Genomic DNA, 22825 nt, shown 5'->3' with positions numbered 1-22825 from the left:
CTCGTCAGCCACGTGAATTCAGCTCCCGTGTGGTGGTGTGTCCGGTGACCGTGGATGCGCCGTGGGCGGCGCGTGTCCCGGTGGTCATTCGAGTTCGTCGAGGAGGGCGAAGAGTTCCTCGTCGCTGGCCGTTTCGAGGTCCTGCTCGTTCTGGGGTTCCTGCGGGCGGCCGAGGCTGTCGGCGGTCTCGGCCGCTTTGAGGAGTTCTTTGAGCCGTGCGGTGATCAGGTCGCGGGTCTCCTGGTCGGGTGCGGCGGCGATCGCCGTCTCCAGGCCCGCGAGGGGGGTGAGGACCGGTTCGGCGGGTGAGGCTTCCTCGACGGCGAGTTCGCCGAGGAGGTGGGCGGCCAGGGCCTGTGGCGAGGGGTGGTCGAAGACGAGGGTGGTCGGCAGGCGCAGTCCGGTCGCCCGGCCGAGCTGGTTGCGGAGTTCGACGGCGGTGAGGGAGTCGAAGCCCAGTTCCTGGAAGGCCCGGTCGGCTTCGATGCGGCCGGGGTCTCCGTGTCCGAGGACTCCGGCGACCTGGGCGCGTACGAGGTCGGTGAGGGCGCGTTCGCGGTCGGCGGGGCCGAGGGCGGCGAGCCGCTGGGCGAGCGGGGCCTCTTCGGTGGTGGTGCCGGTGGCGGTGGTGGTGCGGCGTTTGGCCGGTCCGGCGAGGGCCCGCAGGACGGGCGGGAGTTCGCCGCCGCCGCGCAGGACCGCTGTGTCGAGGCGGGTGACGGCGAGGACGGTTTCGCCGGTGGCGGGGGCCGCGTCGAAGAGGTCCATCGCTTCCTGGGAGGCGAGGGGTCGCAGGCCGACGCGGGCCAGGCGGCGCAGGTCGGTCTCGTCGAGGCTGCCGGAGAGGGTGCTGGCCTGGGCCCACAGGCCCCAGGCGAGGGAGAGTGCGGGCAGGCCGTGGGCGCGGCGGTGGGCGGCGAGGGCGTCGAGGAAGGTGTTGCCCGCGGCGTAGTTGGCCTGGCCCGCGGTGCCGATGAGGCCTGCGACGGAGGAGTAGAGGACGAAGGCGGTGAGGCCGAGGTCGCGGGTCAGTTCGTGCAGGTGCCAGGCGGCGTCGATCTTGGGGCGGAGGACCGTGTCGAGCTGGGTGGGGGTGAGTTGGGCGGTGATGCCGTCGTCGAGGACTCCGGCGGTGTGGACGACGGCGGTGAGCGGGTGTTCGTCGGGGATGGCGGCGAGGGCGGCGGCGAGGGAGTCGCGGTCGGTGACGTCGCAGGCGACGGTGTCGGTGTGGGCGCCGAGTGTTTCGAGTTCGGTGCGGAGTTCGGCGGCGCCGGGTGCGTCGGGGCCGCGGCGGCTGAGGAGGAGGAGGCGGCGGGCGCCGTGTGTGGTGACGAGGTGGCGGGCGAGGACCGTGCCGAGGGCTCCGGTGGCGCCGGTGACCAGGACGGTTCCCTGGTCCCAGTGGGGGGTGGCCCGGTCTTCTTCGGTGGCCGGGGTGGTGCGGGTGAGCCGGGGGACGGTGAGGGTGCCGCCCCGGACGGCGATCTGGGCTTCGCCGCTGGCGACGGCGAGGTCGAGGAGCCGGTCCTCGGCGGTGTCCGCGGCTGTGGGGTCCGTGGTGGTGGCGGGGTCGAGGTCGACGAGGACGATCCGGCCCGGGTTCTCGGTCTGTGCGGACCTGAGGAGGCCCCAGACTCCGGCGTGGGCCAGGTCGGTGACGTCCTCGTGGCCCGCTGCGACGGCGCCCCGGGTGGTGACGACGAGCCGGGTCTCGGAGAGCCGGTCGTCGGAGAGCCAGCCCTGCACGGTGTCGAGCACCTGGCGGACGGCGGTACGGGCCCGCTCCGGCAGGGCGGTGGCGCGGTCGCCGGTCCCGGTGTCGTGGGGGGCGGTCGCCGGGCCGGGGTCGCCGGTCGGGGCGTCCGTGCGCAGGAGGAGGACGGCGGGGGCCGCCGCCCCCGCGTCGAGTGCGGCGCCGAGGGACCGCAGCCCGCCGAGTGCCGCGTCGCCGTCGGCGTCGGCGTCGGCGAGCAGGGTCCAGCCGGTGCGGGCCGGGGCCGTGCCGGTGGCGGGCAGAGCCGTCCAGCCCAGGCCGAACAGTCCGTCGCGGGCGGCGGTGCCGGCGCTGCGGAGCGCCTCCTCGGAGAGCGGGCGCAGCAGGAGCGAGGTGGCTCGGGCGACGGCGGCGCCCGCGCCGTCGGCGACGGTGAGCGCGACGCGCAGGGAGTCGTCGCCGGACCGGTCGGGGGAGAGCCGGACGCGCAGGACGGTCGCGCCGGTGGCGTACAGGCTCACTCCGGACCAGGAGAACGGCAGCCAGGAGGTGCCTTCGGGTTCCGCGACGCCGGGGAGCAGCGGGTGCAGGGCGGCGTCGAGGAGGGCGGGGTGGAGGCCGAAGAGGGGTGCTTGGGTGCGGTGTTCCTCTCCGAGGGCGACTTCGGCGAAGAGTTCGTCGTCGGTCTTCCAGAGGCGGCTGAGGCCCTGGAAGGCGTTCTGGTAGGTGTATCCGGCGTCCGCGAGCCGGTCGTAGACGCCGTCGAGGTCGATCTCGGTGGCTCCGGCGGGGGGCCAGGCGAGCAGTCCTTCGGGGGTGGCGGCGCCGTCGGTGAGGCGTCCTTCGGCGTGCAGGGTCCAGGGCTGGTCGGTGTGGGTGTCCTGGTCGGGGCGGGCGTAGACGGCGAGGGTGCGGGCGCCGGTGGTGTCGGGTTCGCCGACGACGAGCTGGAGCTGGACGGCGCCCCGTTCGGGCAGGATCAGGGGTGCGGCGAGGGTCAGTTCGTCGACCGTGTCGCGGTCGGTCTGTTCGGCGGCGCGGAAGGCGAGGTCGAGCAGGGCGGTGGCGGGCAGGAGGACGGTTCCGGCGACGGCGTGGCCGTCCAGCCAGGGGTGGGTGCGGCGGGAGACACGGCCGGTGAGGAGGTAGGCGTCCCGGTCGGCGATTCGTACGGCCGCGCTGAGCAGGGGGTGGCCGACGGCGGCGAGGCCGAAGCCTTCGGCGTCGCCGGGGGTGGCGGCGCCTTCCAGCCAGTAGCGGTCGTGTGCGAAGGCGTAGGTGGGCAGGTCGACGCGGTGGGCGCCGGGGAAGTACGTCTGCCAGTGGGGGCGGGCGCCGCGCAGGACGGCGCCGGTGAGGGCGGTGGCGACGGTGGTGGCCTCGGGCCTGCCCGCGCGGAGGAGCGGGGCGAGGTAGCCGGCCTCGCGGGTGAGGCAGTCCTGGGCCATGGCGGTGAGGATGCCGTCGGGGCCCATTTCGAGGTAGTCGGTGACGCCGAGTTCTTCGAGGTGGCGGATGCCGTCGTGGAAGCGGACCGCCTCGCGGATGTGGTTGGCCCAGTAGTCGGGTGAGGTGAGCTGTCGGGTGGTGGCGAGGATTCCGGTGACGTTGGAGACGATGGGGATGCGGGGCTCGTGGTAGGTCAGGCATTCGGCGACGGACCGGAACTCGTCGAGGACCTCGTCCATGTGCGGTGAGTGGAAGGCGTGGCTGACGGGGAGGCGTTTGGTCTTGCGGCCCCGGGTGCGCCAGAGGGTGCTGAGTTCTTCGACGAGGTTCTGGTCGCCGGAGATGACGGTGGCCCGGGGGCCGTTGATCCCGGCGATGGCGACGCCTTCGTAGTCGGTGAGGGTGGCGCGTACTTCTTCCTCGGAGGCTTGGAGGGCGGCCATCGCGCCGCCTTCGCGGGCTGCCTGCATGAGCCGGCCGCGTTCGGCGACGAGGGCGCAGGCGTCGCTGAGTTCGAGGACTCCCGCGAGGTGGGCGGCGGTGACTTCGCCGATGGAGTGGCCGAGGAGGTAGTCGGGGGTGATGCCGTGGTGTTCGGCCAGCCGGAAGAGGGCGACCTCGGTGGCGAAGAGGGCGGCCTGGGTGAAGGCGGTCTGGTCGATCAGGGCGGAGTCGGCCGAGCCTTCGGGGGCGAAGATGACGTCCTTGACGGGCCGGAAGAGTTCGGTGTCGAGGTGCCTGCAGACCTCGTCGAGGGCGTGGCGGTAGACGGGGGACGTTTCGTACAGTTCGCGTCCCATGCCGAGGCGCTGGCTGCCCTGTCCGGTGAAGAGGAACGCGGTCTTGCCCCGGCGGCCGGGGGTGGCCCGGACGGTGGAGGGGGCCGGTTCGCCGGTGGCGAGGGCGGTGAGGGCGTCCAGGAGTGCGGTGCGGTCGGTGCCCAGGACGGCGGCGCGGTGTTCGAGGGTGGCGCGGGTGGTGGCCAGGGTGAGGCCGACGTCGCCCGCGGTGATCTCGGGGTGGTCGGTGAGGTGGCGGTGGAGCCGGTCGGCCTGGCGGCGCAGGGCGTTGTCGTCCTTGGCGGTGAGGATCCAGGGCAGGACGACGGCGTCGGGTGCTGCGCCGGGCGGGGTGTCGGCCAGGGTGTCCGCCGGGGTGCCGGTCTGGGTGGGGGTCTGGGTGGGGGGTGTGGCCGGTGCCGGGGTGGTGGGGTCGGCGGCCAGTTCCAGGACGACGTGGGCGTTGGTGCCGCTGATGCCGAAGGAGGAGACGGCGGCGCGGGCGGGGCGGCCGGTGGCGGGCCAGGGGGTCGCTTCGGTGAGGAGTTCCACGGCGCCGGTGTCCCAGTCGATGTGGGGGGAGGGGTTCTCGGCGTGCAGGGTCTTGGGCAGGACTCCGTGGCGCATGGCCTGGATCATCTTGATGACGCCGCCGACTCCGGCGGCGGCCTGGGCGTGGCCGATGTTCGACTTCAGGGAGCCGAGGTAGAGCGGGCGGCCTTCGGGCCGGTCCTGTCCGTAGGTGGCGAGCAGGGCCTGTGCCTCGATGGGGTCGCCGAGGCTGGTGCCGGTGCCGTGCGCTTCGACGGCGTCGACGTCGGCGGGGGTGAGTCCGGCGACGGTGAGGGCCTGGCGGATGACGCGTTCCTGTGCGGGGCCGTTGGGGGCGGTCAGGCCGTTGGAGGCGCCGTCCTGGTTGACGGCGGAGCCCCGCATGACGGCCAGGACCCGGTGGCCGTTGCGGCGGGCGTCGGAGAGTTTCTCGACGAGGAGGAGTCCGACGCCTTCGGCCCAGCCGGTGCCGGAGGCGTCGGCGGAGAAGGAGCGGCAGCGGCCGTCCTCGGAGAGGCCGCGCTGCCGGGAGAACTCCACGAAGGTGCTGGGGCCCGACATCACGGTGACGCCGCCCGCGAGGGCGAGGTCGCATTCGCCCTGGCGCAGGGCGCTCGCCGCGAGGTGGAGGGCGACCAGGGAGGAGGAGCAGGCGGTGTCGACGGTGACGGCCGGGCCTTCGAGGCCGTAGGTGTAGGCCAGGCGGCCCGAGACGACGCTGGAGAGGTTTCCGGCGAGCAGGAAGCCCTCGAACTCCTCGGGGCTCTTGGCGAGCCGTGAGGCGTAGTCGTCGTACATGGCGCCGGTGAAGACGCCGGTGCTGGTGCCGCGCAGGACGGCGGGGTCGATGCCCGCGTTCTCGAAGGTCTCCCAGGCGGTCTCCAGGAGGAGGCGCTGCTGCGGGTCGGTGGCGGTGGCCTCGCGCGGTGACATCCCGAAGAACGCCGGGTCGAACCGGTCGGCGTCGTGGAGGAAGCCGCCGTGGCGGGTGTAGGAGGTGCCGGTCTTCTCCGGGTCGGGGTGGTAGAGGGAGTCCAGGTCCCAGCCGCGGTTGTCGGGGAACTCGCTGATGGCGTCGGTGCCTTCGGCGACGAGCCGCCACAGGTCCTCGGGCGAGGAGACTCCGCCGGGGAAGCGGCAGGCCATGCCGACGATGGCGATCGGCTCGTCGGCGGGCGTGGCGGGCCGGCGGGCCGGTGTGGTGTTCGCGGCGGGCTTGCGGCCCGCGGCCTGCTGGTGCAGGTGGGCGGCGAGGGCGGCGGGTGAGGGGTGGTCGAAGACGGCGGTGGCGGGCATCCGCAGTCCGGTGGCGGTGTTGAGGCGGTTGCGGAGGTCGACGGCGGCGAGCGAGTCGAAGCCGATGTCCTTGAAGGCGCGTTCCGGGTCGATGCCTTCGGGGCTCGGGTGGCCGAGGACGGCGGCGACGATGCCGCGGACGAGGTCGGCGGCGGCGGCCTTGCTCTCCTCTTCGGAGAGACCGGTGAGGCCGCGGGCCCATGCGGTGGTGCCGTCCGTTCCGGCGGCGGTGGCGCCCTGGGCGGCGCGGGTGGTGGTACGGGGCCTGATGAGGCCGCGCAGCAGGGCGGGCGGGTTCCCGGCCGAGGCGGTGCGCAGCCGGGCCAGGTCGAACAGGGCCGGTACGAGGAGGGCGTCGCCGCCGGTGAGGGCGGCGTCGAACAGGGCGAGGCCGGTGGTGGGGTCGAGCGGGTCGACGCCGGCCCGGTTCCAGCGGGCCAGGTCGGCTTCGCCGAGCTGGGCGCCCATGCCGTGGCTGGAGTCCCACAGGCCCCAGGCCAGGGAGGTGGCGGCGAGGCCCTGGGCCCGGCGGTGGGCGGCGAGGGCGTCGAGGTAGGTGTTGGCGGCGGCGTAGTTGGCCTGGCCCGCGGTGCCGGTGATGCCGGAGACGGAGGAGAACAGGACGAAGGCGGCGAGGCCCAGGTGCCGGGTCTGGTCGTGGAGGTGCCAGGCGGCGTCGACCTTGGGCCGCAGGACCTTGGTGAGCTGGGCGGGGGTGAGCGAGGTGGCGGTGGCGTCGTCGAGGACGCCGGCGGTGTGGATGATCGCGGTGAGGGGGTGGGCGGGGTCGACGGCCGCCAGGAGAGCGGCGACGTCGTCGGGGTCGGCGGCGTCGGCGGCGAGGGTGGTGACCCGGGCGCCGAGTGCGGTGAGTTCGGCGGTGAGCAGGTCGGCGCCGGGGGTGTGGGGTCCGCGTCGGCTGGTGAGCAGGAGGTGGCGGATGCCGTGGGTGGTGACGAGGTGGCGGGCGAGGAGGCCGCCGAGGCCGCCGGTGCCGCCGGTGAGCAGGACGGTGCCCTCGGGGTCGGGGCGGGTCGGGGTGGCGGGGGCAGGGGCGCGGTCGCGGCTGAGGCGGGGGGCGTAGGGCCGGGTGCCGCGCAGGGCGAGCTGGGGTTCGCCGGTGGCGAGGGCGGCGGGCAGCTGTTCCTCGGCCTGGGGGGTGCCGTCGATGTCGAGGAGGACGATCCGGTCGGGGTGTTCGCTCTGGACGGCGCGGAGCAGGCCCCACAGGGGGGCGGCGGACAGGCCGTCGACGGGGTCGCCGGGGGTGGTGGCGACGGCGCGGGTGGTGATGAACGCGAGGCGGGTGGCGTCGAAGCGTTCGTCGGTGAGCCAGCGCTGGGTGAGGGCGAGGGCGCGGGCGGTGGCCTGGTGGGCGGCCGCAGGGGTGGGGGTGGGGGTGGTGTCGGGGGCGGCGCGGACGAGGACGATGTCGGCTTCGAGGTCCCGGGGGTCGGGGAGGGTGGTGGTGTCGTCGGGGAGTTCGGCGAGGCGTGGTGCGGGGCCGCCGGCCGGGGTGAGGGGGGTCCAGGCGACGGTGAACAGGCCGTCGGTGGTGGTGGCGGGGGTGAGGCGGTCCTTGGCGAGGGGCCGCAGCAGCAGCGAGTCGACGGTGGCGACGGGTTCGCCGGTGGCGTCGGCGAGGTGCAGGGCGACGGTGTCGGGGCCGGTGCGTTCGACGCGGACGCGCAGGGTGGTGGCGCCGACGGCGTGGGTGGTGATCCCGCTCCAGGCGAACGGCAGCCGGATGGTGTCGGGGTCGGCGCCTTCGGCGGCGTCGAGGACGACCGGGTGCAGGACGGCGTCCAGGAGCGCGGGGTGGATGCCGTATCCGGCGGCGGCCTCGTGCTGGTCGGCGGGGAGGGCGACCTCGGCGTAGGTGGTGGTGTCCGTGCCGCGCCAGAGGGCGCGCAGGCCCTGGAAGACGGGGCCGTATTCGTAGCCGAGGTCGGTGAGGCGTTCGTAGGTGCCGTCCAGCGGTACGGGTTCGGCGTTCTGCGGCGGCCAGGTGCGCAGGGTGTCGAAGGCGGGGCCGGCGGGGGCGGGGGGAGGTCCGGTGAGGGCGCCGGAGACGTGGCGGGTCCAGGCGGTCGGTTCGTCGTCGGTGTCGGGGCGGGAGTGCACGGCGAAGGTGCGGACTCCGGTGGGGTCGGGCGCGGAGACCGTGGCCTGGACGCGGACGGCCTGCTGTTCGGGCAGGGCGAGGGGGGCTTCGAGGGTGAGTTCGACGAGGTGTTCGGCGTCCGCGGTCCGGCCGGCCGCGGAGGCGAGTTCGATGAACGCGGTGGCGGGGACCAGGACGGTGCCGTGGATCCGGTGGTCGGCGAGCCAGGGGTGTTCGTTCAGCGACAGCCTGCTGGTGAGGACCAGGCCCTCGGCCTCGGCGAGGTCGACGCTGGTGGCGAGCAGGGGGTGGCCCGCCGGGTCGAGTCCGAGGCCCCGGGCGTCGGTGCGGGTCTCGGGCCGGAGCCAGTAGTGGGCGCGCTGGAAGGCGTAGGTGGGCAGGTCGACGCTGGTGGCGCCGGGGAAGAACGATGCCAGGTCCAGGGGGGCGCCGAGGGTGTGGGCGCGGGCGAGTCCCGTGGTGAGGGTGGCGTGCTGGGGGCGGCCGGACCGCTGGAGGGCGACGGCCCGGGAGGTGTCGGCCCGGAAGGAGCCGGCGGCCATGGCGGTGAGGACGGCGTCGGGGCCGACCTCGACGAAGAGGGTGACGCCCTCGTCCTCCAGGGTGCGGGTGGCGTCGAGGAACCGTACGGCCTCGCGGATCTGCCGTACCCAGTAGGCGGGGGTGACGAGGTCGTCGCCGGTGGCGGGCAGGCCTGTGACGGTGGAGACGACCTGGAGGAGCGGGGCGTGGTAGGTCAGGCCTTCGGCGACGGTGCGGAACGCGTCGAGGACGGTGTCCATGTGCGGTGAGTGGAAGGCGTGGCTGACCGTCAGGCGGCGGGTCTTGCGGCCGCGTTCGCGCCAGAGTGCGGCGAGCGCGTCGGCGGCGTCGGCGTCGCCGGAGACGACGACGGCGTCCGGGCCGTTGACGGCGGCGACGGTGAGCCGGTCGGCGTAGGGGGCGAGGGTTTCGGTGACCTCGTCCTCGGTGGCCTGGAGGGCGAGCATCGCGCCGCCGGGGGCGGCCGCCTGCATCAGGCGGCCCCGGGCGGCGACCAGGGCGGCGGCGTCCGTCAGGGAGAAGACGCCCGCCACGTGGGCGGCGGCGAGTTCGCCGATGGAGTGTCCGGCGACGGCGTCGGGGGTGAGGCCGTGTGCCCGCAGGGTGTGGTGGAGGGCGACTTCGAGGGCGAACAGGGCGGGCTGGGTGGCGCGTGTCTCGTGCAGGAGCGCGGTGGCGGCGGGGCCGGGTGTCGTGGCCGTCGGCTCGTCGCCCGGGGTGTGGGGTCCGCCGCGGTCGTGGTCGCCGTCGGGGTCCTGGAACATCACTGCGCGCAGCGGGCGGCCGAGGTCGAGGTGGGGGTCGAGGGCGGCGCACACCTCGTCGAGGGCGGCGGCGAACACGGGTTCGGTGTCGTACAGTTCGCGTCCCATGCCCGGGTACTGGGCGCCCTGGCCGGTGAACAGGAACGCGGTGCGGCCCGCGCGGGCGGCGGAGCCGGTGACGACCTGGGGGGCGTCGGTGTCGCGGCGCAGCGCGTCGAGGCCCGCGAGGAGTTCCACCGCCGTGGTGCCGGTGACGACGGCCCGCTCGGGCCAGGTGGCGCGGGTGGTGGCGAGGGAGAAGCCGATGTCGGCGATGTCCCGGGCGTTCAGTTCGGGGCCGTCCTGCAGCCGGGTGCGGAGTGCTTGGGCCTGGGCGGCCAGGGCCGTACGGTCGGGGGCGGAGAGGGCCCACAGCGCGGGGGCGGGTGCGGGGGTGGTTTCCGCGGTGGCGCCGGCTCCGGACGCGGAAGCGACGGGCGCGGACCCGACGGGCGCGGAGGGCGCGGACCCGGCAGGGGCGGTGGGCGCGGACCCGGCAGGGGCGGTGGGGGTTTCGGTGCCGGACGGGCCGGTCCCGGGGCGGGGTGCGGGTTCGTCCTGTGCCTGTTCGATGATGACGTGGGCGTTGGTGCCGCTGATGCCGAACGAGGAGACGGCCGCCCTGCGGGCGCGCTCGGTGTCCGGCCAGTCGCGGGCCTCGGTGAGCAGTTCCAGGCCGCCGGCCGCCCAGTCGACGTGCGGAGTGGCCTCGGTGACGTGCAGGGTCCTGGGGAGCACGCCGTGGCGGATCGCCTGGACCATCTTGATGACGCCGCCGACACCGGCGGCGGCCTGGGCGTGGCCGATGTTCGACTTCAGGGAGCCGAGGTACACCGGGCTGCGGTCGCTGCGGTCGCTGCCGTAGGTGGCGAGGATCGCGGCGGCCTCGATGGGGTCGCCGAGCCGGGTGCCGGTGCCGTGTGCTTCGACGGCGTCGACGTCGGCGGTGGTCAGGCGGGCGTCGGCGAGGGCCTGGCGGATGACGCGTTCCTGGGAGGGCCCGTTGGGGGCGGTCAGGCCGTTGGAGGCGCCGTCCTGGTTGACGGCGGAGCCCCGGATGACGGCGAGGACCTGGTGGCCGTTGCGGCGGGCGTCGGAGAGTCTCTCCACGAGGAGCAGGCCGACGCCTTCGGCCCAGGAGGTGCCGTCGGCGTCGGCGGAGAAGGACTTGCTGCGGCCGTTCGCGGCGAGGCCGCGCTGCCGGGAGAACTCCACGAACATGCCGGGGGCGGACATGACCGTCGCGCCGCCCGCGATCGCGAGGGTCGTCTCTCCCTGGCGCAGTGACCGTACGGCCATGTGGAGGGCGACGAGCGAGGAGGAGCAGGCGGTGTCGACGGTGAGGGCGGGGCCGACGAGTCCGAGCTGGTAGGCGATGCGGCCCGACATGACGCTGCTGGTGGAGCCGGTCAGCAGATGGCCCTCGACGCTCTTGGGGGCCTCGTGCAGGCGGGGGCCGTAGTCGAGTGCGGTGGCGCCGACGAAGACGCCGGTGCGGCTGCCCTTGAGGGTGTCGGGGGCGATGCCCGCGCGTTCGACGACCTCCCAGGCGGTCTCCAGGAGCAGGCGCTGCTGCGGGTCCATGGCCAGGGCCTCGCGGGGTGAGATCCCGAAGAACCCGGCGTCGAAGAGGGCGGCGTCGTGCAGGAACCCGCCTTCGCGTACGGAGCTCTTCCCGGAGCGCTCGGGGTCCTGGTCGTACAGGTCGCTCTCCCAGCCCCGGTCGGCGGGGAAGCCGGAGATGGCGTCGGCGCCTTCGGCGACGAGCCGCCACAGGTCCTCGGGCGAGGAGATCTTGCCGGGGTAGCGGCAGGCCATGGCGACGATGGCGATCGGCTCGTCGTCCTGGAGCGGTGCGGTGGGGTGCTGCTCGTCGGTGGTGGCCGCGCCGGTCAGCTCGGCTTCGAGGTGTGCGGCGAGCGCGGTGGGGGTGGGGTGGTCGAAGAGGAGGCCGCCGGGCAGGCGCAGACCGGTGGCGGTCGCGAGCAGGTCGCGGAGTTCGACGGACATCAGCGAGTCGAAGCCGAGGTCCTTGAAGGACTGCCGGGCGTCGGCGCGGCGGCCCTTGTCGTATCCGAGGACGGCGGCGATGTGGGTGGCCGTCAGGTCGTTGACGGAGCGGGAGCGTTCGGCCGGGGACATGGCGGCGAGCCGGTGGCCGAGGGCGCCCCGGGGGGCGGGTGCCTGGGCGGGTGTGCTGGTGGTGAGGGCCGGAAGGGCGGGGGCGGCCTTGTCGGCGGGGCGGGGTTCGAGCCAGTGACGGCGGCGCTGGAAGGCGTAGGTGGGCAGGGGGACCTGGCGGGCACCGGTCCCGGCGTAGAGGGTGCGCCAGTCGACGGGAACACCCCGGGTGTGGAGCGCGCCCACCGCCGACAGCAGTGTCACCGCCTCGTCACGGCCCCGGCGGAGCGCCGGAACAGCGCCCTCGGCCAAAGCCGACAGGACACCGTCGGGGCCGACCTCCAGGTAGGAGGTCACTCCCTGGGCCGTCATCGTCTCCACGGCGTCGGCGAAGCGGACGGTGCCACGGACCTGACCGGCCCAGTAGTCGGCCGTGCGCAGGTCGGTGCCGGTGGCGAGCCGTCCGGTCACGGTGGAGACCACGGGAATACGGGGGGCTTCGTACGTGACGTCCGACGCGACGGCCCTGAACTCGGCCAGCATCGGATCCATCAGAGGCGAATGGAAAGCGTGACTGACCGTCAGGCGGCGGGTCCGGCCACCCAACTCCCCTATTTTGCGGGCCACTTCGAGCGTCGCCGTCTCCTCACCGGAGACGACGACCGAGCGGGGGCCGTTGACGGCGGCGATCGCCACCTGGCCCTCCAGGAGCGCGGTGACCTCCGCCTCGGTCGCTTCCACGGCGACCATCGCGCCGCCCCGGGGCAGGGCCTGCATCAGACCGGCACGCGCCACCACCAGACGGACCGCGTCCTCCAGCGAGAACACCCCCGCCACATGCGCCGCCGCCAGCTCGCCGATCGAATGACCCGCGACGAAGTCCGGACGCACACCCCAGGACTCCACCAGGCGGAAGAGAGCGACCTCGACCGCGAACAGCGCGGGCTGCGTCCACCCCGTCTCGTCCAGGCCCTCACCCGAGGCGATCACCTCACGCAGAGAACCACCCAGAGCAGGGTCGAGGAGGGAGGTGATCTCGTCGAAGGCCGCCGCGAACACCGGGAACGCCTCATACAGCTCCCGGGCCATTCCGGCCCGCTGCGCACCCTGGCCCGTGAACAGGAAGCCGGTGCGGCCGTCCTGGACGTCTCCGGTGACGACGCCGGTGCCGGGGGCGCCCTCGATGAGGGAGTCGAGGCCCGCGAGGAACGTTTCCGCACTGTCGGCGAGGACGACCGCGCGGGTGTCGAACGTGGTGCGGGTGGTCAGCAGGGACCAGCCGAGGTCGGCGGTCCCCGCCTCGCTCGTGGCGGCGAAGGCACGCAGTTTCTCCGCCTGGGCGCGCAGTGCGTCGGCGTCCCGGCCCGAGAGCACCCAGGGCAGGACGGCCGGGGCGTCGGCGGCGGGGGTGTCGGCGGCGGGGGTCCGCCCGGAAGGCGCGGGGGTCCGCCCGGAGTCCGGGGCGGTCCGCCCGGAGTCCGGGGCGGTCCGCTCGGTGGCCGGGGCCTCCGTGAGGACGACGTGGCAGTTCGTGCCGCCCATGCCGAAGGAGGACACGCCCGCGACCAGGGTGCGGTCGGGGTGCGGCCAGGCGGTGAGGCCGCGCGGTACGGAGAGGCCGAGGCCGTCGAGGTCGATGGCCGGGTTCGGGGTCTGGAAGTTGAGGCTCGCGGGGATCTCGCGGTGCGTCAGGCTCAGCAGGGCCTTGAGCAGGCCGACGATGCCGGCGGCGCCTTCCAGGTGCCCGACGTTGGTCTTGGCCGAGCCGACGACCAGGGGGTCGCCCGGGGCGCGGTGGGAGCTGAAGACGTCGCCGAGGGCGGCGGCCTCGATGGGGTCGCCGACGGGGGTGCCGGTGCCGTGGAGCTCGACGTACTGAACATCGGAGGGACTGATTCCGGCCTTTTCGTAGGCCTCGCGGAGCACCTGGCGCTGTGCGTCGCGGCTGGGCACGGTCAGTCCGGGGGTGGCGCCGTCGTTGTTGACCGCGCTGGCGCGGATGACGCCGTAGATCCGGTCGCCGTCCGCCTGTGCCCGCGCCAGGGGCTTCAGGACGACGGCTCCGCCGCCCTCGCCGCGTACGAAGCCGTTGGCGCGGGCGTCGAAGGTGTAGGCGGTGCCGTCCGGCGACAGGCCGCCGAACCGCTCCTCGGTCACGGCGCTCTCGCCGAGGATGTTCAGGTTGATGCCGGCGGCGATCGCGGTGGCCGACTCCCCCGAGCGCAGCGACTCACAGGCCAGGTGCACGGCGACGAGCGAGGAGGACTGGGCGGCGTCGACGGTGAGGCTCGGTCCGCGCAGACCCAGGTGGTAGGAGACGCGGTTGGCGATGACGCCCCGGTTGAGGCCCGTCATGGAGTGCTGGGTGATGGTCTGTTCGCCGTACTGGTTGGCGAGGCTGGTGTAGTCGTCACGGAGAGTGCCGACGAAGACGGCGGTGCGGGAGTCGCGCAGCCGGGCGGGCACGGTCCCGGAGTCCTCCAGGGCCTCCCAGGCCAGTTCGAGGACGAGGCGCTGCTGCGGGTCCATGGCGGCGGCCTCGCGGGGCGAGATCGCGAAGAACCCGGCGTCGAAATCGCCGATGCCGTCGATGAATCCGCCGCGGCGGATCCCCGCTCCGTCCTGTGGCCCGGTGGTGTCCCAGCGTCCGGGTGGTGCGTCGGTGATCGCGTCGGTGCCGCCGCGCAGCATCCGCCAGAAGTCGGCCGGACCGGGCGCCATGGGAAGCCGGCAGGACATGCCGATGACGGCGATGGCCCCCTCGTCGCCTCGCGGCGCACGGTTCTCCACAGAAATGCGATTAGTCGTCATGGCGCTCGACTGCCCTTTCCTGACTGATATCGGAGCGGCCTGAGTATCCCGGATATGGAACCCCGCATTGTCGACCTTAAGATCGGCGGCCCTGTTTTTTCTCAACCTCTGGTCATGCACGGGTAACCGTCCGGTTCGGGCGGGGGGTGGCCGGTCCGTTACTTGTCGGTGGGTGGCCGGTGAGGACGGCCGGTTATGTTCTGGACAGATCTGCGTGAAACTCCTCGAATTCCCGGGTGTCATGCCGGAAGAAAGCAGGAACGGTCTCACCATGAGTAATCTGACGAATGACGTCGCTCAGCACACCGCGCTGTACGAGGCGGCCTTCAACGCGGGCGACGCCGATGCCGTGAACGAGATGTACACCGACGAGGCCGTCGCGGTCTGGGAGCCGGGCAAGCCCCTCACGGGCCAGGCCCGCAGGGACGCCGTGAAGGAGTTCCTGGCCCGTTCGCCGAAGATGAGCGCCAAGCCGCGCCAGACGTTCGTGACCGGAGACACCGCGCTCCTGATCGTGGACTGGTCCATCGCCACCGTGGACGACTCGGGCAGCCCCGAGCTGCTGACGGGTGTCGGTGTCGACGTGCTGCGCAAGGGCGTGGACGGCAACTGGCGCTACGCCATCGACGAGCCGTACGGCGAGCAGAAGTAATCCGTGTGCCTCCGTGCCGGGCACGGAGGCGTCCCATGACCCAAGAAAGTGGTGTCGCAGACCATGAGCAGCATTCCCGGTATCACGGTCGACTTCGATGTCGACAATCCCGACCTGACGGCGGACGCGGATACTCAGAACGAGATCTTCATCCAGCTCTTCAACTCCGGTGACGGGGCCCTGTTCGACCTCCTCTACCGTGAGGACGCGATATCGAACTTCTCCGGCTCCCCGCTCACCGGCAAGGAGCGTCTGGAGTTCTTCAAGGAGTTCCTCGCGCCGAAGCCGTTCCTGAAGGCGGAGATCACGCACGCGTACGTCGCCGGTGACGTGGCCCTGATCGGCGTGCGGTTCAGCGTCGACAGCACGGGTCCCGACGGCGAGCCGGTCCGTATCGAGGGCAACTGCACCGACGTGCTGCGCCTGGGCGAGGACGGCCGCTGGCTCATGTCCATCGACCGTCCGGTGGCCGGCACCCTGCTCCCGGAGTAGGTCTCCCCCGCTCCTGGCCTGCCCGATCCCTTCCCCCCGCTCGGGCGGGCCAGGCTCCGGACGACGGACCGTCCGAACGACAGTCCTTTCAAGACGACTTCGACCAGGGCCGACAGGAAACCGCCACTGCGGTTCATTACGCTGGACGTTTTTGAGGGGTCGCCAGCAGCGCCCCCAGGCATCCACGGAGTGCACATGGCAAAACAGGAACGCGCTGTCCGTACGCGAGCGACAGTGCTCCGGTCCGCGGCGGAGATCTTCGACACGGACGGTTTCGTATCGGCCTCCCTCTCCTCCATCTCGCACCGGGCCGGGGTGAGCAGCGGTGCCCTTCACTTCCACTTCGCCAACAAGGGCGCGCTCGCGGAGGCCATCGAGAAGGCGGCCGAGCAGCGGCTGTGGCGGATCACCGGCCCGGCGCCGGACGGGTCCGGGGGTGGTGGGGCGCGGGGTGATGTCGACCTGATCCAGAACCTCGTGGAGACCTCCCACCAGCTCTTCGACGGGCTGAACAGCGATGTCATCCTGCGTGCCGGGTTCACTCTCGGCTGTGAGCCGTCCTGGTCGAGCCTGGTCGACCTGCACGGCCAGTGGCGGGACTGGATCGGCGACACCCTGCGGTACGCGGCGAAGACCGGCGCGCTCGCCGCCGGGACCGAGCCGGAGGACGTCGTCACCGTCGTCGCCGCGTCGACCGTCGGTTTCGAGGCCCTGGGCCGCAAGGATCCCACCTGGCTCTCGGAGCAGCGGCTCGCCCAGTTCTGGCAGTTCTTGCTCCCCCGACTGGTGCCACCGGGTACCGGCCCGCAGAAAGGGACGTAGTGGACAGCACGTGGTTCAGACGCTTCGGAGCGCCCCGTGAGGACGCCGTGCGGTTGGTGTGTTTCCCGCACGCGGGGGGCGCGGCCAGCGCGTTCCTCCCGCTGTCGCGGGCGCTCGGCGGGCACCTCGACGTGCTGGCCGTCCAGTACCCGGGCCGCCAGGACCGGCGGCGGGAGGAGCCGTACGGCAGTATCGCCGCGCACGCCGACGCCCTGGCGGAGGTCATGGCTCCGCTGACCGACGGTACTTATGCCCTGTTCGGGCACAGCATGGGGGCGGTCCTGGCCTACGAGACGGCCCGGCGGCTCGTGGAGGCCGGGCGGCCGGGGCCCTGCCGGGTGTTCCTGTCCGGGCGGGGGGCGCCCTCGCCGCTGCCCAGTGCGCACGACCGGCTCGGCGGGGACCGGGAGATCCTCACGGCGGTGCGGGGTCTGGGCGGGACCGGGCACACGGTGCTCGACGACCCCGAGCTGCTCGCGATGGTGATGCCGGCGCTGCGGGCGGACTACGGGGCCCTCGGCGCGTACCACTGGAACGGCGGCTCTCCGCTGGCTTCTCCCGTCACCGTCCTGATCGGTGACGCGGACCCGGTGGTGGCGGTCGAGGAGGCCGCGGCCTGGCACGACCACACGACCGGCGACTTCGATCTGCGGATCCTGCCCGGTGGTCATTTCTACCTGGACGACCGTACCGACGAGGTCCGCGACATCATCACGACGAGCCTGCTCGTCGCGGGCTCCGCGGCGTGATCGGGCGTGTTCCCGCCGCCTCCTGACGGCCGGGCTCCTGAGGGCCGGGCTCCTGACGGGCGCTCTTCCGGCGTGTGTTCTCCCGACGGCTGTGTTCCCGACGGCTGTGTTCCTGACGGCTGTGTTCCTGACGGCTGTGTTCCCGGCGGGCGGGAGGCTGTCGGCGGAGGCGCCGACGGCGGCCGTCCTTCTCCGGGGAGTCTGCTGGCGGTCAGTGACCTCCATGTGCGGTACGAGGAGAACCGCGCGGTCGTCGAGGCGCTGCGGCCCTCCTCGGACGAGGACTGGCTGCTCGTCGCGGGGGACGTCGGGGAGTACATGGCCGATGTCGAATGGGCGCTGGCCACACTGGCCGCCCGGTTCCGCAAGGTCGTGTGGGTCCCGGGCAACCACGAGCTGTGGACCCCTCCGGACGATCCGGTCCGGGCACGCGGGACCGCCCGCTACGAGGTGCTGGTCCGCCTCTGCCGGAGCCTGGGCGTGACCACTCCCGAGGACCCCTACCCGGTGTGGCACGGCAGGGGCGGTCCCGCGGTGGTCGTGCCGCTCTTCCTGCTGTACGACTACAGCTTCCGGCGGCCCGGGGTGCACAGCGTCGAGGAGGCGCTGCGGCGCGCGGAGGACGCGGGGATCGTCGCGACCGACGAGATCCTGCTGCACCCCGACCCGTACCCCACCGTCGGGGACTGGTGCCGGGCCCGTCTGCGGCGGACCGCCGAGCGCCTGGACGCGCTCCCCGCCGGTCTGCCGACCGTCCTGGTCAGCCACTTCCCGCTGGTGCGCGAGCCCACGGAGGTGCTGCGGTACCCCGACTTCGCCCTGTGGTGCGGCACGGAGGAGACCGCCGACTGGCCCGTCCGGTACCGGGCCGCGGCCGTCGTCTACGGGCATCTGCACATCCCCCGGCTGATACGGAACCAGGGGGTGCCGCACTACGAGGTGTCCCTCGGCTATCCGCGCGAGTGGCGCGGGCGCTCGGACCCCGGCCACGCCCCGCGGCCGGTGCCCGGCTTCTCGGCGCCGGTGCCCGCCGGGGGACGGCCGTGATCGCCTCGCTGCTGCCCGCGCCGGCCGTCACCGCCGAGCTGTTCCACGATCCGCCCGGACCCCACGGCCTGTTCCCCGAGGAGGAACGCGTGGTGGCGGGAGCGGTCGAGGGACGCCGCAGGGAGTTCGCCTCGGTCCGGATCTGCGCCCGGCGGGCCCTGGGCGGTCTCGGGCTGGTGCCGGGGCCGCTGCTGCCCGGCACGGGCGGGGCGCCCCGGTGGCCGCGGGGCGTGGTGGGCAGCATGACGCACTGCCGGGGCTACCGTGCGGCGGCCGTGGCCCTGGGCACGGATCTGCTGGCGATCGGCTGCGACGCCGAGCCGAACGCGCCGCTGCCCTCGCCGGGGACGCTCGATCTGATCTCGCTGCCCCAGGAGCGGGTCTGGCTGCGCGAGTTCGCCGCGCGGCGGCCGTCCGTCGCGTGGGACCGGCTGCTGTTCAGCGCCAAGGAGAGCGTCTACAAGACCTGGTTCCCGCTCACCGGGCGGCCTCTCGACTTCGACGAGGCGGTGATCACACCCGATCCGCTGGCGGGCACCTTCCGCGCCGAACTCCTGGTGCCAGGACCGGTGGTGGACGGCGTACGGATCACCGCCTTCGAGGGACGGTGGCGTACCGGGAACGGGCTGGTGGTGACCGCCGTGGGCCTGCGGCCCGTACGGCCCGCCACACCGTCCCGGGCCACCACGCCGCCGAGGGCCGCGCCGTCCGCCCGGCCCTCGGCGGCGGGCCCGGCAGCGGCGTCCGCGGCCCGGCCCGTGGCGTCCGACCGACCCATGACCACGACGACCGACCGGCACACGGCGTCCGACCGGTCGGTGACGACCGGCCGGTCCGGGCCGGTGGGCGGCGGAGCCGTTCCATTCGACGACCGGAGGACATGATGCGCGACGACCCGTACGACACCGACCTCATCAGCCACGCCTTCCCCAAGGGCCTGGCGCACATCCTGCGCTACCCGCCGCTCCAGCTGGCCGGGACGGACGACGAGTACGGCGAGCCGCACATCGTCCGGGGCATCGACTGACGTGCCGGTCCCCGGCCGCCCGGTACCTCAGGTACCGGGCGGCCGGGGACCGCCCCGCGTCAGGCGTCGGTCGCGGTGCCGGTGAGACCGGCCCCGTCGTGGGTGCGGAAGAGCTGGGCGGTGCCCCGCAGGGCCCGCTCCAGCTGGTCGATCTCGGCGTCGGTCAGGTACAGCGAGGGCTCGAACCGGAGCGTGTTGACGGCGCTCGCGGTCGGGAAGGTACGGATGCGGTGCTCGCGCATCAGGTATCCGGCGACCGTGTAGCCCAGCAGCGGGGCGGCCTCGCGGATGGCCTCGGAGCCGGAGCCCGACTGGTCGTGGAACTCCAGGCCGAGCATCAGGCCCCGCCCCCGTACGTCCTTCACCACGTCGGGGAAGTCGGCGCGGACCGCCTCCAGCATCCCGAGCAGCTTCGCGCCGCGCTCGCGCACCGCCCGGTACGCGGCGCCGTCGTCGGCCTCCAGGATCTCCAGGACCTTCTTCGAGATGAAGCACGAGAAGGCGTCCTTGGCGAAGGTCGAGCTGTGCACCAGCTCGAACTCGGAGCGGTAGCGGGACTGGCGGGTGAGCATGACGGACGTCTTCGCTATTCCGCCGCCCAGGCTCTTGGCGAGCGCGTAGTAGTCGCCGCGCAGGCCGAGCGCCGCACTGGCCAGGAAGTCACCGCTGCGGCCCATTCCGCTCTGCACCTCGTCCACGATGACGGGGCAGTCGACCTCGGCGCAGGCCCGCTGGATCTCCTGGGCGAATTCCTCGGACAGGACACGGATGCCGCCCTCGCCCTGGATGGGCTCCAGGACGAAGGCGCAGAACACCGGGGAGTTCCGCTCGACGACCGTCACCGTGCCGTCCTCGACGGCCAGGTCGAACACGGTCGCCCGCTCGCTCTCCAGGACGGCCTTGAGTGCCTGCGGGCTCTCCGAGGGGATGAACCGGGCGGCTGCCGCCAGCGCGGCGAAGGGGGCCCGGTAGCCCTCGTTGTGGGTGAGCTGGACGCTGCCGACCAGCTTGCCGTGGAACCCGCCCTCCAGGGTCAGGAACACGGGCGGCCGGCCGGTCTGGGCGGCGTTGTGCCGGACGACGGCCTCGGCCAGCGCCTCGAACCCGGCCGCCCCGGCCCCGACGCCGACGCCGACGCCGACCAGGCGGTACGCCTCCGGCGCGACCACGGCTCCGGCGTCCACCGCCGCGCGGGCGGCCGCCAGGTTCTCGCCGAGCCGCGTCCGCAGCTCGGCGAGGCGGATCCCCCGGTCGAGCTCGGCGTGCTTGACGGCCGCCTCCACCGCCTCCGCGCCGGTGTTGGCGAAGATGGCGGAGTAGTTCTCCCGCGTGCCCAGCTCGCGCTGGAGGATGCGGTTGAGGGCGACGGCGACGTCGTTCGCGTACGGGTGGCGGGAGAACTGCGCGTGCACCGGCGTCTGGGACGCCAGGAGCCGCTGCGCGTACGCCGCGATCTCCGGATGGTTGTGCCCGAGGATGAGGGAACCGTACCCGCCCGCGAAATCGGCGACGGGAATCTCCTCGCCGCTCGCACCGAGGTAGTAGAGGGTATTCCCTTCGGCCCGTACGTAATCGATGTCGAGGCCGAGCGAGGACAGCCAGCCGAGCAGATACGGTTCAGCGAGCTGCGGGTCAGCAGAGACGGAATTCATGTCACCCCTTATGGACAGTGCCTTGACCGAAACGCCCAGATCCTAGCCACGGAGCACTCACCGCCTCGTGAACGCACGCTCACGGAACGGTAATCGGGCACTCCCCCGCACACGGCTGAGCGGGCAGTTACTGGACGGTTCCTGACCCACAGGATTTCCCTCGTACATTTGCCCCCCATGGATTACATGAAAGGCGCGGCATGAATTCCGTATCCACTGACGTCGCCGTTTCCCGGGGGCCCGCGGCCCGTCCCGCCACCCTGCGCGAGGTCATGTCCCTGTTCGCGACCGGTGTCACCGTGCTGTCCGTCGGCGGTGACGCCATCCACGGCATGACGGCGAACGCCTTCACCTCGGTCTCCCTCGACCCCCCGTCCGTCCTGTGCTGTGTCGCGCACAGCGCGGTCATGTACAAGGCGATCACCTCCGCGGGGCACTTCGGCGTCTCGATCATGGAGGCGGGCCAGGAGGGCCTGGCCCGCTTCTTCGCCGACAAGAAGCGCCCCCTGGGGCCCGACCAGTTCACCGGCGTGGACTGGGCCCCCGGCCCCCGCACGGGCGCACCGCTCCTGAAGGGGGCGCTGGCCTGGCTGGAGTGCGAGCTCTCCGGCGCCCACGACATAGGCGACCACACCGTGTTCATCGGTGACGTGGTCGGTTCGAGCCGTGGCGACGGTGCGGACGGGCTGCTCTTCTTCGGCGGCGCGTTCCATCGCGCGGACGCCCCCGTCCGATGACCGCCCAGGCCGCGGCCGGCGGCTGGGAACCCGTCATCGGCCCCGGTTTCGCCGAGGCCCTTCAGCAAGGGCTCGTCCGGGTGGCGCGGCAGGCGTCCGCCGGACCCTCCGAGCCCCGGATCGCCCGGCAGTTCGCGCCGCGGAAAGCGGTGCGCCCGGCCCAGCAGGGGCCGGGGCCCGAGTGCCTGGACGCGGTGCTGCGCCGCTTCGAGTCGGCCCTCCCGGCCACGCTGAACAAGGCGGTGCGCTGGGACAGTGCGGTGCGCCAGGCCCTCAACGACCGGGCCCGTGCCGTGCTGACCGCCGCTTTCGGCGCCGGACCCGGCACCGAGACCGGGCACGGCGCCGAGGCCGGGCACGGCGCCGAGGCCGGGGCGCGTCCCGCCCCGCCGGTGAGCCTGGCGCCCCACCACAATGCCGCCGCCGCGGTCCTGCTCATGGAGTGCGCCATGCTGCAGATGATGGAGACGGGCCGTCTCGACGAGGGATCTGTGCGGGTCCTCGGCGAGGCGGCCCGGCGGGCGGGCGAGAGCGGCGGGCCCGCCGAGCAGTCCGAGTGCTGCTGGCAGGAACAGCGCAGGATCTCCCGCGAGCTGCACGACGACGTCGCCGACGGCGTCACCGCGGCCCGGGAGGCCCTGGAGGAGTGCGACGGACAACTGGACCCGGTCACCGCCGGCCGGATCACCGCGGCCAGGGACGCGCTGCGCGGCACCGACACACGGCTGCGGGACCTGGTCGGCGGGGTGCGGGAACGGTCCGTCGTTCCGCCGCTCGACGTGGCCCTGCGCGAGTTCCTGGCCGGGTCCGCCCCGGACGGCGTCCAGGTCACCGTGAAGGTGACGGGCGACGAGGGCCTGCTCCCCGACGTACGGCGCCGGGACCTGTACCTCACGGTCCGGGAGGCGCTGCGCAACAGCTTCACGCACTCCAGGGCCCGCCGGGTGAAGGTCTCGGTGCGCTCGACCCGCTGGTGGGCGTACGCGAGCGTCGAGGACGACGGCCGCGGCTTCGACGTCGACCGGGTCCTGCGGCCGGGCCACCGCCACCAGGGGTTCCGTTCCATGGCGGAGCGGATGGAGGACGCCGGTGGCCGGCTGACCGTCAGCAGTTCGCAGGGGCACGGGACCCAGGTGGAGGCACATCTGCCGCTCCAGGCCCACCGGCACGGGACACGGACGGGACCGTCCCTCCTGTGAGCCGGGAACCGTGAACCGGCGGCTGCCGGCCGCGAACCGCGGGCCGGTGGCCGTGAACCGTGAACCGGGGGCCGGTGGCCGTGAGCCGGGGACACATCTCGTTGCACGAGTCCTGTTCGAATATGTGGTGAGACAGGTATGAGGAGCCGTCGTGCGTAAGGTGCTCATCGCCAACCGTGGCGAAATCGCTGTTCGTGTGGCGCGGGCGTGCCGCGACGCCGGTATCGGCAGCGTGGCCGTGTACGCCGAGCC

Annotated in this window: 12 protein-coding genes; 10 read left to right on the top strand and 2 right to left on the bottom strand. The window is 73.4% G+C overall.

Annotated elements, in window-relative coordinates; translation table 11 throughout:
* Nucleotides 1-84: 84 nt before the first annotated feature.
* Entirely contained in the window at nucleotides 85-14196 is a 14112-nt protein-coding gene (locus ACIO92_RS33545) for a type I polyketide synthase (RefSeq protein WP_402284250.1), read from the bottom strand.
* 271 nt (nucleotides 14197-14467) lie between these two features.
* Here ACIO92_RS33545 and ACIO92_RS33540 point away from each other — a divergent pair, with 271 nt between their 5' ends.
* The 7 genes from ACIO92_RS33540 to ACIO92_RS33510 all read left to right on the top strand — a co-directional run bounded on the left by ACIO92_RS33540 (nucleotide 14468) and on the right by ACIO92_RS33510 (nucleotide 18985).
* Complete coding sequence (locus tag ACIO92_RS33540) at nucleotides 14468-14848, top strand: SgcJ/EcaC family oxidoreductase (RefSeq protein ID WP_366446396.1); 381 nt, start codon at nucleotides 14468-14470, stop codon at nucleotides 14846-14848.
* A 63-nt stretch (nucleotides 14849-14911) separates the two neighbouring features.
* A complete protein-coding gene (locus ACIO92_RS33535; protein ID WP_351795999.1) occupies nucleotides 14912-15340 on the top strand; it encodes a nuclear transport factor 2 family protein in 429 nt (142 codons plus the stop codon).
* Nucleotides 15341-15574: 234 nt separating this feature from the next.
* Nucleotides 15575-16162 carry a TetR family transcriptional regulator gene (locus tag ACIO92_RS33530; RefSeq protein WP_402284253.1) on the top strand — a complete coding sequence of 196 codons (588 nt, stop codon included), beginning with the start codon at nucleotides 15575-15577 and terminating at the stop codon, nucleotides 16160-16162.
* A gap of 47 nt (nucleotides 16163-16209) precedes the next feature.
* Nucleotides 16210-16911, top strand: a complete 702-nt coding sequence (locus ACIO92_RS33525) for an alpha/beta fold hydrolase (protein ID WP_366446398.1) — start codon at nucleotides 16210-16212, stop codon at nucleotides 16909-16911.
* A gap of 201 nt (nucleotides 16912-17112) precedes the next feature.
* Complete coding sequence (locus tag ACIO92_RS33520) at nucleotides 17113-17958, top strand: metallophosphoesterase family protein (protein WP_402284268.1); 846 nt, start codon at nucleotides 17113-17115, stop codon at nucleotides 17956-17958.
* Complete coding sequence (locus ACIO92_RS33515; protein ID WP_402284257.1) at nucleotides 17955-18842, top strand: 4'-phosphopantetheinyl transferase; 888 nt, start codon at nucleotides 17955-17957, stop codon at nucleotides 18840-18842. Before ACIO92_RS33520 ends, ACIO92_RS33515 begins: the two co-directional genes overlap by 4 nt.
* A complete protein-coding gene (locus ACIO92_RS33510; protein WP_401242345.1) occupies nucleotides 18839-18985 on the top strand; it encodes a hypothetical protein in 147 nt (48 codons plus the stop codon). The genes ACIO92_RS33515 and ACIO92_RS33510 overlap by 4 nt, the downstream gene beginning before the upstream one ends.
* Before the next feature lie 59 nt (nucleotides 18986-19044).
* Here the strand turns inward: ACIO92_RS33510 and ACIO92_RS33505 are convergent, their stop codons facing one another.
* Nucleotides 19045-20637 (bottom strand): aspartate aminotransferase family protein, encoded by a 1593-nt coding sequence (locus ACIO92_RS33505; protein WP_402284259.1) that lies wholly within the window; start codon nucleotides 20635-20637, stop codon nucleotides 19045-19047.
* A gap of 200 nt (nucleotides 20638-20837) precedes the next feature.
* Between ACIO92_RS33505 and ACIO92_RS33500 the strand changes: the two genes are divergently transcribed.
* The 3 genes from ACIO92_RS33500 to ACIO92_RS33490 form a co-directional block, all read left to right on the top strand.
* Nucleotides 20838-21374, top strand: coding sequence for a flavin reductase family protein (locus ACIO92_RS33500; protein ID WP_366446402.1), 537 nt, complete (start codon nucleotides 20838-20840; stop codon nucleotides 21372-21374).
* Nucleotides 21371-22573 carry a sensor histidine kinase gene (locus tag ACIO92_RS33495; RefSeq protein WP_402284263.1) on the top strand — a complete coding sequence of 401 codons (1203 nt, stop codon included), beginning with the start codon at nucleotides 21371-21373 and terminating at the stop codon, nucleotides 22571-22573. The genes ACIO92_RS33500 and ACIO92_RS33495 overlap by 4 nt, the downstream gene beginning before the upstream one ends.
* A 151-nt stretch (nucleotides 22574-22724) precedes the next feature.
* The coding region (locus tag ACIO92_RS33490; protein ID WP_351796016.1) for a biotin carboxylase N-terminal domain-containing protein at nucleotides 22725-22825 on the top strand (101 nt) is incomplete at its 3' end.

It is taken from the genome of Streptomyces sp. NPDC087215 (genome assembly GCF_044744885.1).
Lineage (GTDB): Bacteria > Actinomycetota > Actinomycetes > Streptomycetales > Streptomycetaceae > Streptomyces.
The sequence above is the reverse complement of the archived record's forward strand: the minus strand, read 5'-3'. Positions and strand labels throughout refer to the sequence as shown.